At 57.0% G+C, this 13380-nt stretch carries 11 protein-coding genes and 1 pseudogene; 9 read left to right on the top strand and 3 right to left on the bottom strand.

Annotation, left to right across the window (positions count from 1 at the left end; translation table 11 throughout):
- The first annotated feature begins 31 nt into the window (after positions 1-31).
- From xylF to ACZ1G5_RS16185, 8 genes and pseudogenes are all read left to right on the top strand, one after another.
- Positions 32-1060 (top strand): D-xylose ABC transporter substrate-binding protein, encoded by a 1029-nt coding sequence (gene xylF / locus ACZ1G5_RS16150; protein ID WP_472733814.1) that lies wholly within the window; start codon positions 32-34, stop codon positions 1058-1060.
- A 91-nt stretch (positions 1061-1151) separates the two neighbouring features.
- Positions 1152-2417 (top strand): sugar ABC transporter permease, encoded by a 1266-nt coding sequence (locus ACZ1G5_RS16155; protein ID WP_472733815.1) that lies wholly within the window; start codon positions 1152-1154, stop codon positions 2415-2417.
- Positions 2417-3166 carry an ATP-binding cassette domain-containing protein gene (locus ACZ1G5_RS16160; protein WP_472733816.1) on the top strand — a complete coding sequence of 250 codons (750 nt, stop codon included), beginning with the start codon at positions 2417-2419 and terminating at the stop codon, positions 3164-3166. The genes ACZ1G5_RS16155 and ACZ1G5_RS16160 overlap by 1 nt, the downstream gene beginning before the upstream one ends.
- Positions 3166-4604, top strand: a pseudogene (gene xylB, locus ACZ1G5_RS16165) (xylulokinase). Before ACZ1G5_RS16160 ends, xylB begins: the two are co-directional and overlap by 1 nt.
- Positions 4601-5902 carry a xylose isomerase gene (xylA, locus tag ACZ1G5_RS16170; RefSeq protein WP_472733817.1) on the top strand — a complete coding sequence of 434 codons (1302 nt, stop codon included), beginning with the start codon at positions 4601-4603 and terminating at the stop codon, positions 5900-5902. Before xylB ends, xylA begins: the two are co-directional and overlap by 4 nt.
- A 65-nt stretch (positions 5903-5967) precedes the next feature.
- Positions 5968-6921 (top strand): hypothetical protein, encoded by a 954-nt coding sequence (locus ACZ1G5_RS16175; protein WP_472733818.1) that lies wholly within the window; start codon positions 5968-5970, stop codon positions 6919-6921.
- Positions 6918-8126 (top strand): hypothetical protein, encoded by a 1209-nt coding sequence (locus tag ACZ1G5_RS16180; RefSeq protein WP_472733819.1) that lies wholly within the window; start codon positions 6918-6920, stop codon positions 8124-8126. The genes ACZ1G5_RS16175 and ACZ1G5_RS16180 overlap by 4 nt, the downstream gene beginning before the upstream one ends.
- On the top strand, positions 8119-9306 hold the full coding sequence (locus ACZ1G5_RS16185; protein ID WP_472733820.1) for a glycerate kinase type-2 family protein: 1188 nt from the start codon (positions 8119-8121) through the stop codon (positions 9304-9306). Before ACZ1G5_RS16180 ends, ACZ1G5_RS16185 begins: the two co-directional genes overlap by 8 nt.
- 47 nt (positions 9307-9353) lie before the next feature.
- On the opposite strand, the gene ACZ1G5_RS16190 is transcribed toward ACZ1G5_RS16185, so the two are convergent.
- Complete coding sequence (locus ACZ1G5_RS16190; protein ID WP_472733821.1) at positions 9354-10655, bottom strand: cytochrome-c peroxidase; 1302 nt, start codon at positions 10653-10655, stop codon at positions 9354-9356.
- Here ACZ1G5_RS16190 and ACZ1G5_RS16195 point away from each other — a divergent pair.
- Positions 10641-11141, top strand: coding sequence for a tetratricopeptide repeat protein (locus ACZ1G5_RS16195; RefSeq protein ID WP_472733822.1), 501 nt, complete (start codon positions 10641-10643; stop codon positions 11139-11141). The two genes, ACZ1G5_RS16190 and ACZ1G5_RS16195, sit on opposite strands and share 15 nt — an antisense overlap.
- Positions 11142-11390: 249 nt before the next feature.
- Here the strand turns inward: ACZ1G5_RS16195 and ACZ1G5_RS16200 are convergent, their stop codons facing one another.
- Both ACZ1G5_RS16200 and ACZ1G5_RS16205 read right to left on the bottom strand, forming a co-directional pair.
- Positions 11391-12170 (bottom strand): HalD/BesD family halogenase, encoded by a 780-nt coding sequence (locus ACZ1G5_RS16200; RefSeq protein WP_472733823.1) that lies wholly within the window; start codon positions 12168-12170, stop codon positions 11391-11393.
- Positions 12171-12295: 125 nt separating this feature from the next.
- The gene (locus tag ACZ1G5_RS16205; protein WP_472733824.1) at positions 12296-13360 is read right to left on the bottom strand and encodes a TRAP transporter substrate-binding protein; all 1065 of its coding nucleotides are present in this window, start codon (positions 13358-13360) and stop codon (positions 12296-12298) included.
- Positions 13361-13380: the final 20 nt, after the last annotated feature.

Genomic DNA, 13380 nt, shown 5'->3' on the forward strand with positions numbered 1-13380 from the left:
CAATGCATGGGGCACACTATGGGAGGAAAACATGCATAAATCCGTTATCACGGCAGTCATTGTGGCTGCTGGTATGAGCTCTGCTGTATTTGCCGATGGCCACAGCGTGACAGTTGGTGTTAGCTGGTCTGACTTTCAGGAAGAGCGCTGGAAAACTGACGAAGCCGCTATGTTGGGCGCACTCGAAGCTGCTGGGGCAGAGTATCTGTCCGCTGATGCGCAGTCTTCTGCAACCAAGCAACTGGCAGATGTCGAAAGCCTGATCACACAAGGCGTTGATGCACTGATCATTCTCGCGCAAGACGGCGCGTCCATTGGTCCGGCGCTTGATGCGGCCGAAGCGGCGGGCATTCCTGTCATTGGCTACGACCGCCTGATCGAAGATCCGCGCGCTTTCTATCTGACGTTTGACAATGTCGAAGTTGGTCGCCTGCAAGCTGCCGCCGTTTTGGAGGCGCAGCCAGAAGGCAACTACGTCATGATCAAAGGCTCGCCAACTGACCCCAACGCCGACTTTTTGCGTGGCGGTCAGCAAGAGGTGCTGCAAGCTGCCATCGACAGTGGTGCAATTACGATCGTTGGCGAAGCCTACACAGATGGCTGGCAGCCATCGAACGCGCAGCGCAACATGGAGCAGATCCTGACACAGACCAACAACGAAGTTGATGCTGTTGTAGCATCCAACGACGGAACCGCCGGTGGCGTTGTTGCTGCTTTGGCGGCGCAAGGCATGGACGGTATTCCTGTCTCTGGTCAGGACGGTGACCATGCCGCACTCAACCGTGTCGCCCTTGGAACACAGACGGTTTCCGTCTGGAAGGACAGCCGTGAGCTGGGCCGGAACGCAGGCGAAATCGCCGTCGCATTGGCCGGTGGATCCATGATGAAAGAGGTCGCAGGTGCGGCTGAGTTCATGTCGCCCGGTGGTGTGACTGTGAATTCTATGTTGTTGGCACCACAGCCGATCACACAGGACAACCTGAACCTTGTTCTGGAAGCTGGATGGATCGAAAAAGACGTTCTTTGCCAGGGCGTCACAGGTCTTGCAGTCTGCGAATAATCTGACGAACTAAGATATAAGCCCCATCCGCCGGTGCGGGTGGGGCTTTCTAATGAGGCGGTCCGGCGACGGGCTGAAGGGGAGGGAACCAATGTCCGGCGGACTTGGGAATTTAATCAAAACACTACAGATCGACACGCGACTTTTGGGCATGATTGGTGCATTTATCGTGATCTCTGTGGTGTTTCACATCGCAACCGGGGGCACATTCCTGACCCCTCGCAATCTATTCACGCTGACATTGCAGACAGCATCAGTCGCGGTGATGGCGACGGGGATGGTTTTTGTGATCGTGACACGCAACATTGACCTTTCTATTGGGTCCTTGCTGGGCATCATCGGCATGCTGATGGGTGTCATTCAAGTGCAAATTTTGCCCGATATAGTTGGTTTCGGTAGCCCGTCCATTTGGATCATCACGGTTATTGTTGGTCTGTTGCTTGGTGCAGCAATCGGGGGTTTTCAGGGCTGGCTGATCGGTTATCTAACGATCCCGTCCTTTATTGTGACCTTGGGTGGGTTGCTGATCTGGCGCGGTGGTGCCTGGTGGGTGTCCAAAGGCACCACGATTTCACCTCTAGACCCGACTTTCGTCAAATTGGGTGGTGCCAGTGGGACCATTGGTGTGACTGCAAGCTGGGCGCTTGCGATCGTTGGCTCGATCTTGACGATCCTTTTCTTGATCAACACCCGGCGTAAGCACATCAGCCATAACTTTGCGGTCAAACCGCTGTGGGCTGAATACGCACTCGGTGCGATCCTCGTGGGTGCGATCTGCGGCATCACCGCGATCATGAATGCCTACCTGGTCCCAACACGTATTCTGGAACGCCGGTTTGCCGCGGACGGATTAGAAATGCCTGAAGGCTATACCGAGGCCTACGGTTTCCCCATCTCGGTTCTGATCGTTCTTTTCGTGACAATTGCGATGACCATCGTTGCCAAGAAAACCCGCTTCGGGCGCTATGTCTTTGCGATGGGAGGCAACCCTGACGCGGCAGAACTGTCAGGCATTAACACCCGCATGCTGACCGTAAAGGTCTTCGCACTGATGGGCGCGCTGACGGCCATCGCCGCAGTGATCGCATCGGCCCGTCTTGGATCAGCGGGTTCGTCCTTGGGTGAGCTTGACGAATTGCGCGTTATCGCTGCCGCCGTCATTGGTGGCACGGCCTTGGCTGGGGGCGTCGGTACCATCTATGGCGCGATCCTTGGTGCCTTGATCATGCAAGCGCTGGTGTCGGGTATGGGCATGGTGGGCGTGGATTCACCTTTGCAAAACATGATCGTGGGTGGCGTGCTGATCCTCGCCGTCTGGATCGACATTGTCTATCGGCGCAAAACAGGAGACGCGTGATGAGCACCCCACTTTTGGAAATGCGCAATATCTCGATCCATTTTGGCGGGATCAAAGCGGTTGATGATGTGTCAATCGACGTGATGCCGGGCGAAGTTGTGGGCCTGTTGGGCCACAATGGTGCGGGCAAATCCACGCTGATCAAAATCCTGTCTGGTGCCTACAAGAAAGACGCAGGCGAGATTTACGTGGATGGCAAAAAGGTCGAAATCAACAGCCCGATTGACGCCCGCGAGCATAACATCGAGACGATTTATCAAACGCTTGCGTTGTCCGACAACCTTGATGCCGCATCCAACCTGTTTCTGGGACGCGAAATCACGACCAAGTTTGGTCTGGTCGATGATACCGCGATGGAGGCTGAATCGCGCAAGATTATGGCGCGTCTGAACCCGAACTTTCAGCGGTTTTCAGAGCCGGTGCGGTCGCTGTCAGGCGGTCAGCGTCAGTCGGTGGCGATTGCGCGCGCGGTCTATTTTAACGCGCGTATCCTGATCATGGATGAACCTACGGCTGCTTTGGGTGTGCACGAAACAGCGATGGTCGCGGACTTGATCAAGGAGCTGAAGGCCCAAGGCCTCGGCATCTTCCTGATCAGCCACGACACCCGCGAAATGATGGACCTATGTGACCGGGTTTCAGTGATGAAAAACGGGCAATTGATTGGTACTGAACGGGTCGAAGACGTGACCGAGGATGACATCCTGTCCATGATTATTATGGGCAAAAACCCCAAAAAGGCCGCCTGATGTTCATTGGTCTTGATCTGGGGACGTCAGGTCTCAAGGCTGTTTTGATCAATGATGCGCAGGCGATTGTGGCGGAAGCCACTGCACCGCTTGAAGCGGTGCGTCCTGCACCCGGTTGGTCAGAACAGACACCTGCGACGTGGTTGGATGCAGCGGATACTGCGATGACTGCGCTTGGGGCACAGACCTCTTTGGCGTCGGTACGCGGGATTGGGTTATCGGGTCAAATGCATGGCGCGACCTTGTTGGACAAGGACGATGAAGTGCTGCGCCCATGCATTCTTTGGAACGACACGCGCTCTGCCGTAGAAGCCGCAGAACTTGATGCGGATCCGCAGTTTCGACAAGTGACCGGCAACATTGTGTTTCCTGGATTTACCGCGCCAAAACTTATGTGGGTCGCAAGGCATGAACCTGCGATATTTGCCAAAGTTGCCCGCGTGCTGTTGCCCAAGGATTATCTGCGTCTGTGGCTGACCGGTGAAACTGTGGCAGAGATGTCTGATGCTGCAGGCACAAGCTGGCTCGACGTGGGCACACGGGATTGGTCGGACGATCTGCTGGCTGCCACCGGAATGGCCCGCGCACAGATGCCCCGATTGGTCGAAGGGTCAGAAGTGTCTGGCAAAATCCGCCAAGAGCTGGCAACGCGGTGGGGCCTGCCCACGGATGTCGTCGTTGCCGGTGGCGGCGGTGACAATGCGTCAAGCGCTGTTGGTGTTGGCGTGGTGAAAGCAGGCGATGCGTTTGTGTCATTGGGTACGTCGGGCGTTCTATTTGCTGCATCCGACGCCTATCAGCCGGATGCTGCGACGGCGGTGCATACTTTTTGTCATGCGTTACCAGACACATGGCACCAAATGGGTGTGATTTTAGCCGCCGCCGATGCATTGAACTGGTTTTCCGGAATTGCGGGGCAATCCGCGGCCACACTTACGGGGGGCTCGGATCGCTTCAGGCACCCGGCCGGCCTGTGTTTCTACCATATCTGGGGGGTGAACGCACGCCGCACAATGATGCTGACGTGCGTGGCTCTTTTTTGCATCTTGATCACAGCACGGACGAAGTGGCGATGACGCGCGCTGTATTGGAAGGTGTGACCCACGCGATCCGCGACAGTTATGACGCCTTGACCAGTACCGGCACGCAGATCAATCGCCTCATTGCTGTTGGTGGTGGTTCAAAGTCAGACTACTGGGTGCAGGCGATTGCGACATCTCTGGGCCTGCCTATTGCACTACCGATCGCCGGCGATTTTGGTGGTGCGTTCGGGGCCGCACGCCTTGGCATGATGGCCGCAACCGGGGCAGGGGTCGAAATCGCGACCCTGCCGCAGATCGCCCGAACCGTTGACCCCAACACATCACTCACCGCGGCCTTTGCCGAGGCCCACGCACGCTACCGCGCCAGCTATGGTGCGTTGAAAGGACTGAAATGACCAACTTCTTCAAGGGTATTCCTGCCATCACATTCGAAGGCGCCGACAGCGACAACGAATTCGCCTTCCGTCACTACAACCCTGATGAGATGGTGATGGGTAAAGCGATGAAGGACCACCTGCGGTTCGCGGCAGCCTATTGGCATTCATTTGCATGGCCCGGTGGTGATCCATTTGGTGGGCAGACCTTTGAGCGCCCATGGTTTGGCGACAGCATGGATGCCGCGCGGATGAAGGCCGATGTAGCGTTTGAGATGTTCCAGATTTTGGGCGTGCCGTATTTCTGCTTCCACGACGCTGATGTGCGGCCCGAGGGTGCGACCTTTGCAGAAAGCACAAAGAACCTAGAGCAAATTGTTGATTACTTTGCTGAAAAGATGGATGCGACTGGAGTGAAGCTCTTGTGGGGGACGGCCAATCTCTTCTCGCACAAGCGATTTATGGCGGGCGCTGCAACAAACCCGGACCCGGATGTCTTTGCCTACTCTGCGGCGACGATCAAAACCTGCATGGATGCGACGATGAAATTGGGCGGTGAAAACTACGTCCTGTGGGGCGGGCGTGAGGGCTACGAGACGCTGTTGAATACAGACATGGGGCGCGAGCGTCAGCAAGCGGGTCGCATGTTGCAGATGGTTGTCGATTATAAACACAAGATGGGTTTCAAAGGTGCGATCCTGATCGAGCCGAAACCGCAGGAACCCACCAAGCACCAGTATGACTACGATGTGGCGACAGTTTATGGCTTCCTCAAGGAGTTTGGGCTGGAAGGCGAAGTCCAGATGAATATCGAACAAGGGCACGCCATCTTGGCGGGGCATTCGTTTGAGCATGAACTGGCAGTCGCGCGCGAGCTGGGCATCTTTGGGTCCATCGATATGAACCGCAATGACTATCAATCAGGCTGGGACACAGATCAGTTCCCGAACAATGTACCTGAAATGGCGTTGGCCTATTACGAGGTGCTGCGCGCGGGTGGGTTTACCACTGGTGGGACCAACTTTGACGCCAAACTACGGCGTCAGTCGCTGGATGCAGAGGATCTGATCCTTGCCCATGTGGGTGGGATGGACGCCTGCGCCGCCGGTCTGAAAGCCGCCGCTGCGATGATTGAGGATGGCAAGTTGGAGGCCGCACGCGATGCGCGCTATGCCGGCTGGGACACAGCGGACGGCAAGGCGCTTTTGCAAAGCGATCTTGCAAGTATCGAGGCCAAAGTGCTGGCAGACGGGACGAACCCGGAACCACGCTCGGGCCGGCAGGAACGGCTTGAGAACCTGGTGAACCGTTACCTGTAACACCGCAACCTTGTACCTTTTGCGCGCCACCCATAACGTGACGGGCAAAGGAACGGTGTGTTGCGGTGATTGGCACAGTCTTCAAAGCGCTTGGGCGCAGACATATGGATGTGACCCTGCGCACGGGGTCTGACTATGTCGTGCGGATCATTGAGCGTCCTGGCCTTTGGATGGATGGGGCGGCTCTTGCTGATCTGAGTGCACAGTTGCGCGTCATCGCAGCGCGGACGCTGGAGGCGGGCAGCCTGACATATGGTGTGTTCTCGGGTGACAAAGAACGGATGGGATCGGTCATCATTACGCTGGTGACCCGGCGCGACGGGACGCCCGTTGCCTTCAATGCGCTGGCAATCATGGCGTTGGATACAGCCCCGCATCCCACGGATGTGCTGCACCTTGGTCTGGTTATGGTGGATCCCGATGAGCGGTCCAAAAACCTGTCTTGGGTGCTCTATGGGCTGACCTGTTTCTTGATCTTCTTTCGTCGCCAGTTCCGCCCGGTGTGGGTGTCGAATGTCACGCAGGTGCCAGCGGTCGTGGGCATGGTGTCCGAGATGTTCTCGGATGTTTGGCCCAGTCCGCGCCAGGGGCGGCGCACGCTCAACCATCTGCTGTTGGCGCGTGAGATCATGCACAGCCACCGCCATGTTTTTGGTGTCGGCTCAGATGCCGGCTTCGATGAAGAAAATTTCTTGATTACAGATGCTTATACGGGCGGATCTGATGACCTGAAGAAGACTTGGGAAACAGCGCCCAAGCATCGCGATGATCAATATAATAAGTACTGCCAAGAGGTGTTGGATTATGTGCGTGGTGATGATGTCCTGCAATTGGGGCAGATGGATATCGCCGCAATGCGCAAGTACCTCACCCGTGAGGTACCAAAGTCCGCAGTGATTGGCCTGCTTTTGACCGGCGGACTGGTGACGCTTCGGCGGATTATCCTCCCAGCGGTCCATTGGGCTGACACGTCGCGCAGTTGGTCAATCCTAAGGCCTTATCGGGCGCGCGACGAATGATTGCCGCCGCCACGATTATCACACAACTGTTCTTGTCTTGTGCGGCCTTGGTAGGGCTCGTTGCGTTACAGGCCGTACTTGTGCGGCGCGATGCATGGGACCCAATCAATCGGCGATTTCTTTTTGGCGTGCGGATCACAATGGTGCTGTTTGCTGGACGTGTGTTGATGATTTTGACAGGGGTTGATGCATTTCGGATTCTTGTGCTTTTGGCCGCGGCGATTATCCCGCTGGCCGTTCTGATTCTGACAGAAGGTTTGTTGCGCCGACATGCAGCGCCGTCAATCAAAGCGGTTATTGGTGGCGGTGCGGTGTTGTTCGCGGTGTCATCGCTATGGTTTTCCGACAGTATCGACCCAGCGAGGTTATTTTCGCTGCTTGGGTTTCAGCTATTGGGCTTTGTGTTGTCGGGCTGGTTGATCATCACGCGGGACCGCGCATCGCTATCTGCTGGCGAAAACGCGACGGTGGTACGGCTCGGGCTGTCATTGATCTTGTTTATTCCATTGGCTGCGGGCGATTTTCTGTTGCTCTACATTGGCTTGCCGATCCAGTTTTCGGCGCTTGGAGTTTTGATCCTCTGCTGGTTGGCGATCGGATTGGGACGCACGCATCTGGGGCATCGGGCGACTTTGATGAACCTTGGCGTGATGGTGGGGGCCGCTGTTTTGGTGGGGGCAATGCTTGCGACTTTTGCCGGGCTTGGCCGTGACGGGTATTTGCTCATAATTGCCGCCATCATGACGACGCTGTTTTTGGTCGCAATCCTGAGCGACGCGCGTGCGCTGCGCCTTGAGGAGCAAAGCGTTGGCCTGCTTCGGCAGTTGGCAACTGCCAGAACCGATGATCCGATGACATTCCTGCGCGATCTACAAAACCACCCTTTGGTCGAAGGCGCGGTGGTTGTCAGCGAAGACAGTCTATCTGGGTTGCAAGAGGGCGTGCTGACGCGGATATTTGACGCCGCACCCGTTCTGCGCCGCGCTGATCCCCCACAATTGGGGCCGGTTGCTGATGACCACATCACCTATCTATTTGAAAGATATTCGGCCACCCATGTGATGTTGGCCGTCCGTCGGCCGCGGGTTTTGGTGGCGCTCTCGATGCCGTCGTTGAGCGCTTCACCCTCGGCCGAATTGGAATTGCAGGTCGTTCAGCGTATGGCTGCGCTGATGGTGAAACGAGAGGATGAAACCAATGCGTGATGATCGGGCCGAGGTGCGGCGGATATTTGATGCCGGCGTTCAGGCGGCAGACCCCTATCAGGCGGTGAATACCGCTGTGGGTGATGTTGATCGTCCCGCACTGATCGTTGCAATCGGTAAAGCGGCGCGCTTGATGGCCAAGGCCGTCTTGGCACGATTTTCTGGTGTCCCTTGTTTGGTTGTCACAAACTATGAAAACGCCAAGGCGCTTGATGGTGCAAATGTGATGGCTGCAGGTCATCCGGTCCCGGATGAAAACGGTGCCGCGGCGGCGCGCGCCGTCATCGCCGCGCTCAATGTTGTGGACGGACCCGTCTTGGCTTTGATTTCGGGTGGTGGCTCTGCGTTGATCCCTGCGCCCGCAGGATTATTGACGTTGGCGGATAAGGCCCACGTGAATGAGGTATTGCTGGCATCGGGACAGGATATTATCGCGATGAATTTGATCCGTCAGCAGTTGTCAGACCTGAAAGGTGGCGGTTTGTTGCGACAGGCCGCACCACATCCGGTGACGGCTTTGATCTTGTCTGATGTCATTGGTGATGATCTGTCAGCGATTGCGAGCGGTCCAACGGTGGCACCGCTTGGCACACCTGCTACGGCCACGGCCGCTTTGAAAGAGGCGGGGCTTTGGGAGCAATTGCCTGCCGCAGTCCAAGCACATCTTGAAAATGCGACGACCCTTTCGCCCTTGCCCGTCGCGCGCAATATGCTTGTGGGATCAAACGGGAAAAGCGTTGCAGCTATGGCAAAGGCGGCTGGCAAGGTGCACGTGATTGAGACGCCCATTGTCGGTGATGTGGCCGATGCCGCACGCGTCATTTGCGATCAGGCCATGATTGGAACCACTGTTTGGGGTGGCGAAACGACCGTTGTTTTGAAGGGAACAGGCCGCGGGGGCCGCAATCAGGAACTTGCGTTGCGGATCGCGATCGAAGCGAAAAAGCGTGGCTGGACGCAGTGGGTTTGTCTGCAAGGCGGCAGCGACGGACGCGATGGTCCGACAGATGCCGCAGGTGGCCTGGTGGATCAGGATACCCTTGGAAAGATCAGTGACTTGGACCGGTTGTTGGCCAACAACGACAGCTACGCGGCGCTGCGAGAGGCAGGTGATTTGCTGATGACGGATGCGACGGGGACCAATGTGGCCGACCTTGGCGTGATGATCCGAACGGCCTGAGCCTCCGGCGGGGGTTTATTTGGGCAAGATGATAAGCAGCCCTGACCTTAGTCAACGGGCAGTCCGCTGGGTACTGTTGCGGGGCGCCCCAAGGGGCGGCTCAAGGCGGTTTCGCCGGTGAGTGCGTGCAGGAATGCCACAAGATCGGCGATATCAGCTTCGCTCAGCGCAATAGGGCGCATGTCGATTGCTTCGGTTTGCCGGGCCATTTCGCGGCTGTCTTGCCTGATCGCAAAGTCCGCCGCCGTTAGCCAGGGAACATCGGGCAGGTTTGCCATATCCGGGGTCCAAGCCGCGCGCGCGCCTATCGGGTCCGCATGGTGGCGGATCATGTCGGTCAGCGTGGGATAAGCCCCGTTATGCCCGTAAGGTGCGGTAAGCGCCACGTTGCGCAAGGAAGGCGTTCTGAACTTATAGGCATCCTCCAACAGATTGGTTTCGGCCATGCGCCCCACATCGCGCGAGATTTGGTCCCACGCCCGCGTGCGCCCCGGCCCGAACGCGGGCAGGCCAAGTGCGTGAAAGCTTTGGTCGGTGAACAAATCACCTGCGTGGCAGGATGCGCAGCGATTGTTAAAGAAAAGCTGACGCCCCCGTTCGGCATCATCGGGCAGGGGGGTGCCGGTCAGCCATTTGTCGTAAGCGCTATCAAAGGATTGCCATTCGCTGATGATGAACGCACCCAAAGCATTACCGATTTCGACGATCGTGACATCAGCGGGTTCGTCAATATGATCAAAGGCTTGCACGAACATCTGACCATAAGCGGGGATCGTGCGCACCCGTTTGGCGATGATGGGCCAGACCACATCAATCCGGTCGTGCGTTGCCCCTGCGATTTCATTCTCGCGCGGGTTTCCGGCCATCTCAAACTGGGCGATCATGGGGAAAAGTGCTTGGGCCGCGACGAGGTTGTCGAGGCCTTCGGGCAGCCATTCTTCAGCAGGTGAATCAAAGCCATTGCCATAGATACCAGAGCGGGTCAGCCGTCCGTCATGGAATAGCACATCAATGTTATTATGCCCGAGATTCCAAAGGCTTGGCGCGTTGCGCGGGATACGTTTGCGGATCGCGTCTGCCCCTGTGCCCGCTGTGCGTTCGGGCCCCACACCAACGCCGCCTTCGCCGATGCCCAGCGACAGGCCATCGCCGCCTGCATGATCGTGGTGATGGCAGGTTCCGCATGAAATATTTTTGTTACCTGACAGGATCTTATCGTAGAATAAGAGCTGTCCGATGCGGGCTTGATCCGGGTCTGTGGGGATGTAATCATCTGCGCTGATCCCCTGCGCTGTCGCCAATCCAGCGCTGAAAATAACCGCAAGGAGGGCCGTATGCACCGCGTACATACAGCGTACAGAACCTGTACATACATCTGTACGGCTTTGCTGCTTTTGGCCACCCCGGCGCGCGCCGATATGGAGGTTGCGCGCGATCTGATGGAGGCGGGTGAATACGCCGAAGCGCGCGCGCTTTTTGAGGTTTATGCGCGCTCCGGCAATGCCGAGGCTGAGGAACTGATCGGGGTCATGTACGCCCTTGGCCTTGGTGTCGACCGCGACGACGAGCGGGCGTTTGACTGGTATCTGCGGGCGTCGTTGAAAGGGCATGCCGGAGCGCAATCGGGGCTAGGGTGGTACTATGAAGTGGGGCGCGGGATACCGGCCCCTGATATGGTCAGAGCCTACCTTTGGTATGCTTTGTCGGCAATAGGCGGGGACCCGGATGCGCTTGATTCATTGGAGTTGATTACGCCGAGGTTGACGGCGGACGAGCGGGCGCGGGCAGAGGTGCTGGTGGATGACTACAAGGGGTGGATGTATCCGTTTCGGTGAGAGGGCGGTTTGCGGACATTGCTTTCCTCTATTTTACCGGTGAGCTATGCCACATCGACCAACCGCCCGGCCCCGTCCGGGCATCGCCCGACCTCCCCCCGGAGGGCGATTCTGCTGCGTTTCAACATACTTGAAGGTCGAGGTCATTGAAATGCGTTGCCAAGCCGTGATGTTGGTGCCCTCCAGGTCGGGCGATACCCGAACGGGGCCTGCGTTACACTTTGGGCTCAAACCGGCTATTCCCCATTCTCAACTCAACCGCCCATAAAACGTCATCCGCGCACTCTCAGACAGGGCGATATCGGGTTCTGCATTATAGGCCAGCACCGCCAACATCCGCGATTTGTCGCTTTCGTTCGGCGACACTCGATGGATGGAATTGCGTCCGCGGAACAGGACCAAAGTGCCGGGTTCCATCGCCAGCACGTCGGGTTTTGTTTGGCCCGACAGTAATGCATCAACGCCTGCGAAATTCATTTCTCCGGCGTCGGCATCGCGCAGGTCTTTGAGGTATTCGAACCGGCTGCCCGCCTTTGGTTTCTGGATCAACAGGGTGATGGCGAAGGATGAGTTATCGAAATGCCAGCCAAGTTCCTGGCCGCGGTTGGCATAGTGAATATTGATCGAGGATAGTGGGTCGGCATACGCGTGCAGCGCCTTTTGCCCCGTGACTTTAGAGATGAATGTCCGAAAATGGGGGCTGTCGTACAAGGTGCGCAGGGGCGAGTTTTTATCAATCACATCATCGCAGATGCATCCCTTTGAAGAGACGACTTGCCGGTTGGCGGGGTGTGTGGCCGGATAGTCCGGATTGTGCGGTGTCAGGTAGACAGAGTGATTTTGCGCGCAGAAATATGCCTGCGACTGACCGTCCTGTGCTTCTTGGCGCATCAATTCGAGCGCGGTTGGGCGGATAAAGTCGGGCAAAACCAGAACGCCAGTGTCATCGAGTGTTTTACGGCAATTGGCAACAAATGCCGCGCCATCAATGGCGTAGGTATCGTGATCAACGATGTCGGTGATTTGCATGGGTGTGTTCCGTCAAGATAAGCCGGGATGCATTAGAGTGGGTTCTGGGAAAAAAGAGAAGGTGTATTGATGCGAAAAGGGCCGCCCCAAGAGGCGACCCTTCCACAAAGCTCTGGCAAAGTAACTTAGTTCAGATCACTTGCGTAAGCGTCGGCCAGTTCTGCCTCGACCTCGGACACGGCTGCCTGCAATGCGTCCAGCATGTCACCGCCGCCGTCTACATTTTCGCGGAACCATGCGTTGACTGGTTCTGCTGCTGCTGCGAATGCCGCTTTCTCTTCCGGGCTAGGCACATAGATGTCGCCGCCGCCTTCAACGAATGCTTCATAGGCTTCGATTGACTTGCGCTTGGGTGACGCGAATGTCGCCTGTTGTAGCGCAGAGAAACCATCAACAACCACACGGCGCAGATCTTCTGGCATCGCGAGGAAGTTGTCGTTGTTCATCCACCACATCGCACCCATGTAGGAATGCCCGTCAAGTGTCAGGTACTGCAGCCCTGCATCAGGGAATTTCATGCCCATGATGTCGGTGATGCCGTTAGCAGTCCCTTCAACAACGCCGGTTTGCAGCGATGTGAACAGCTCTGGCCATGGGATCGGTGTCGCAGATGCGCCCATGGCTTCGACAAGCTGCACAGGCAGGTCAGCCACAACAGTGCGCAGTTTCAGGCCTTCCATATCAGCAGGGCTCGTCACACGGCGTTCTGTGTTGGCAAAGTTGCGCCAGCCGCCAGTGTTTCCGATGGTCATAAGGCGGATGGTGTTGCCGCTGTCCTCTAGCGCTTTGTCACGCATGGTGCGGACGAAATCGCCAGACAACACAGCCTCTGCCACGCGGTCAGATGACATCAGATAGGGCAGGTCAAGCACCTGCACATAGGGGAAGATGCCTGCGGCACCGCCCGATGTGGAAATATAGACGTCGATAGAGCCTTCGGAGACACCTTCAAGGCATTCTGCACCGGTCGCGCATAGCTGCGTGCCGATGAACAGTTCAACACCGATGCGGCCGTTGGATGCCGCTTCGACGTAGTTTTTGAAGACAACCAGACCGTCATAATCTTCGTCATTTTCGTTTGAGTTGGCGGTCGCGCGGATCGTGAACTCTTGATGTCCATCCGCCCAAGCGGCGAACGGTGTCGCCAGCAGTGCGGCGGTTGCCGCGATTTTGGTGAACTTTTTCAGCATTATCTTCTCCCTATTGGTGC

This window comes from Yoonia sp. JB2-21 (genome assembly GCF_055693545.1).

What these genes read in the sequence shown, in the direction of transcription:
- ACZ1G5_RS16180 (WP_472733819.1), top strand. Translation starts at nt 6,918, where the DNA reads ATGATTGCCGCCGCCACGATTATCACACAACTGTTCTTGTCTTGTGCG.
- ACZ1G5_RS16155 (WP_472733815.1), top strand. Translation starts at nt 1,152, where the DNA reads ATGTCCGGCGGACTTGGGAATTTAATCAAAACACTACAGATCGACACG.
- ACZ1G5_RS16205 (WP_472733824.1), bottom strand. Translation starts at nt 13,360, where the DNA reads ATGCTGAAAAAGTTCACCAAAATCGCGGCAACCGCCGCACTGCTGGCG.
- xylA (WP_472733817.1), top strand. Translation starts at nt 4,601, where the DNA reads ATGACCAACTTCTTCAAGGGTATTCCTGCCATCACATTCGAAGGCGCC.
- ACZ1G5_RS16195 (WP_472733822.1), top strand. Translation starts at nt 10,641, where the DNA reads ATGCACCGCGTACATACAGCGTACAGAACCTGTACATACATCTGTACG.
- ACZ1G5_RS16200 (WP_472733823.1), bottom strand. Translation starts at nt 12,170, where the DNA reads ATGCAAATCACCGACATCGTTGATCACGATACCTACGCCATTGATGGC.
- ACZ1G5_RS16160 (WP_472733816.1), top strand. Translation starts at nt 2,417, where the DNA reads ATGAGCACCCCACTTTTGGAAATGCGCAATATCTCGATCCATTTTGGC.
- ACZ1G5_RS16190 (WP_472733821.1), bottom strand. Translation starts at nt 10,655, where the DNA reads ATGTACGCGGTGCATACGGCCCTCCTTGCGGTTATTTTCAGCGCTGGA.
- xylF (WP_472733814.1), top strand. Translation starts at nt 32, where the DNA reads ATGCATAAATCCGTTATCACGGCAGTCATTGTGGCTGCTGGTATGAGC.
- ACZ1G5_RS16185 (WP_472733820.1), top strand. Translation starts at nt 8,119, where the DNA reads ATGCGTGATGATCGGGCCGAGGTGCGGCGGATATTTGATGCCGGCGTT.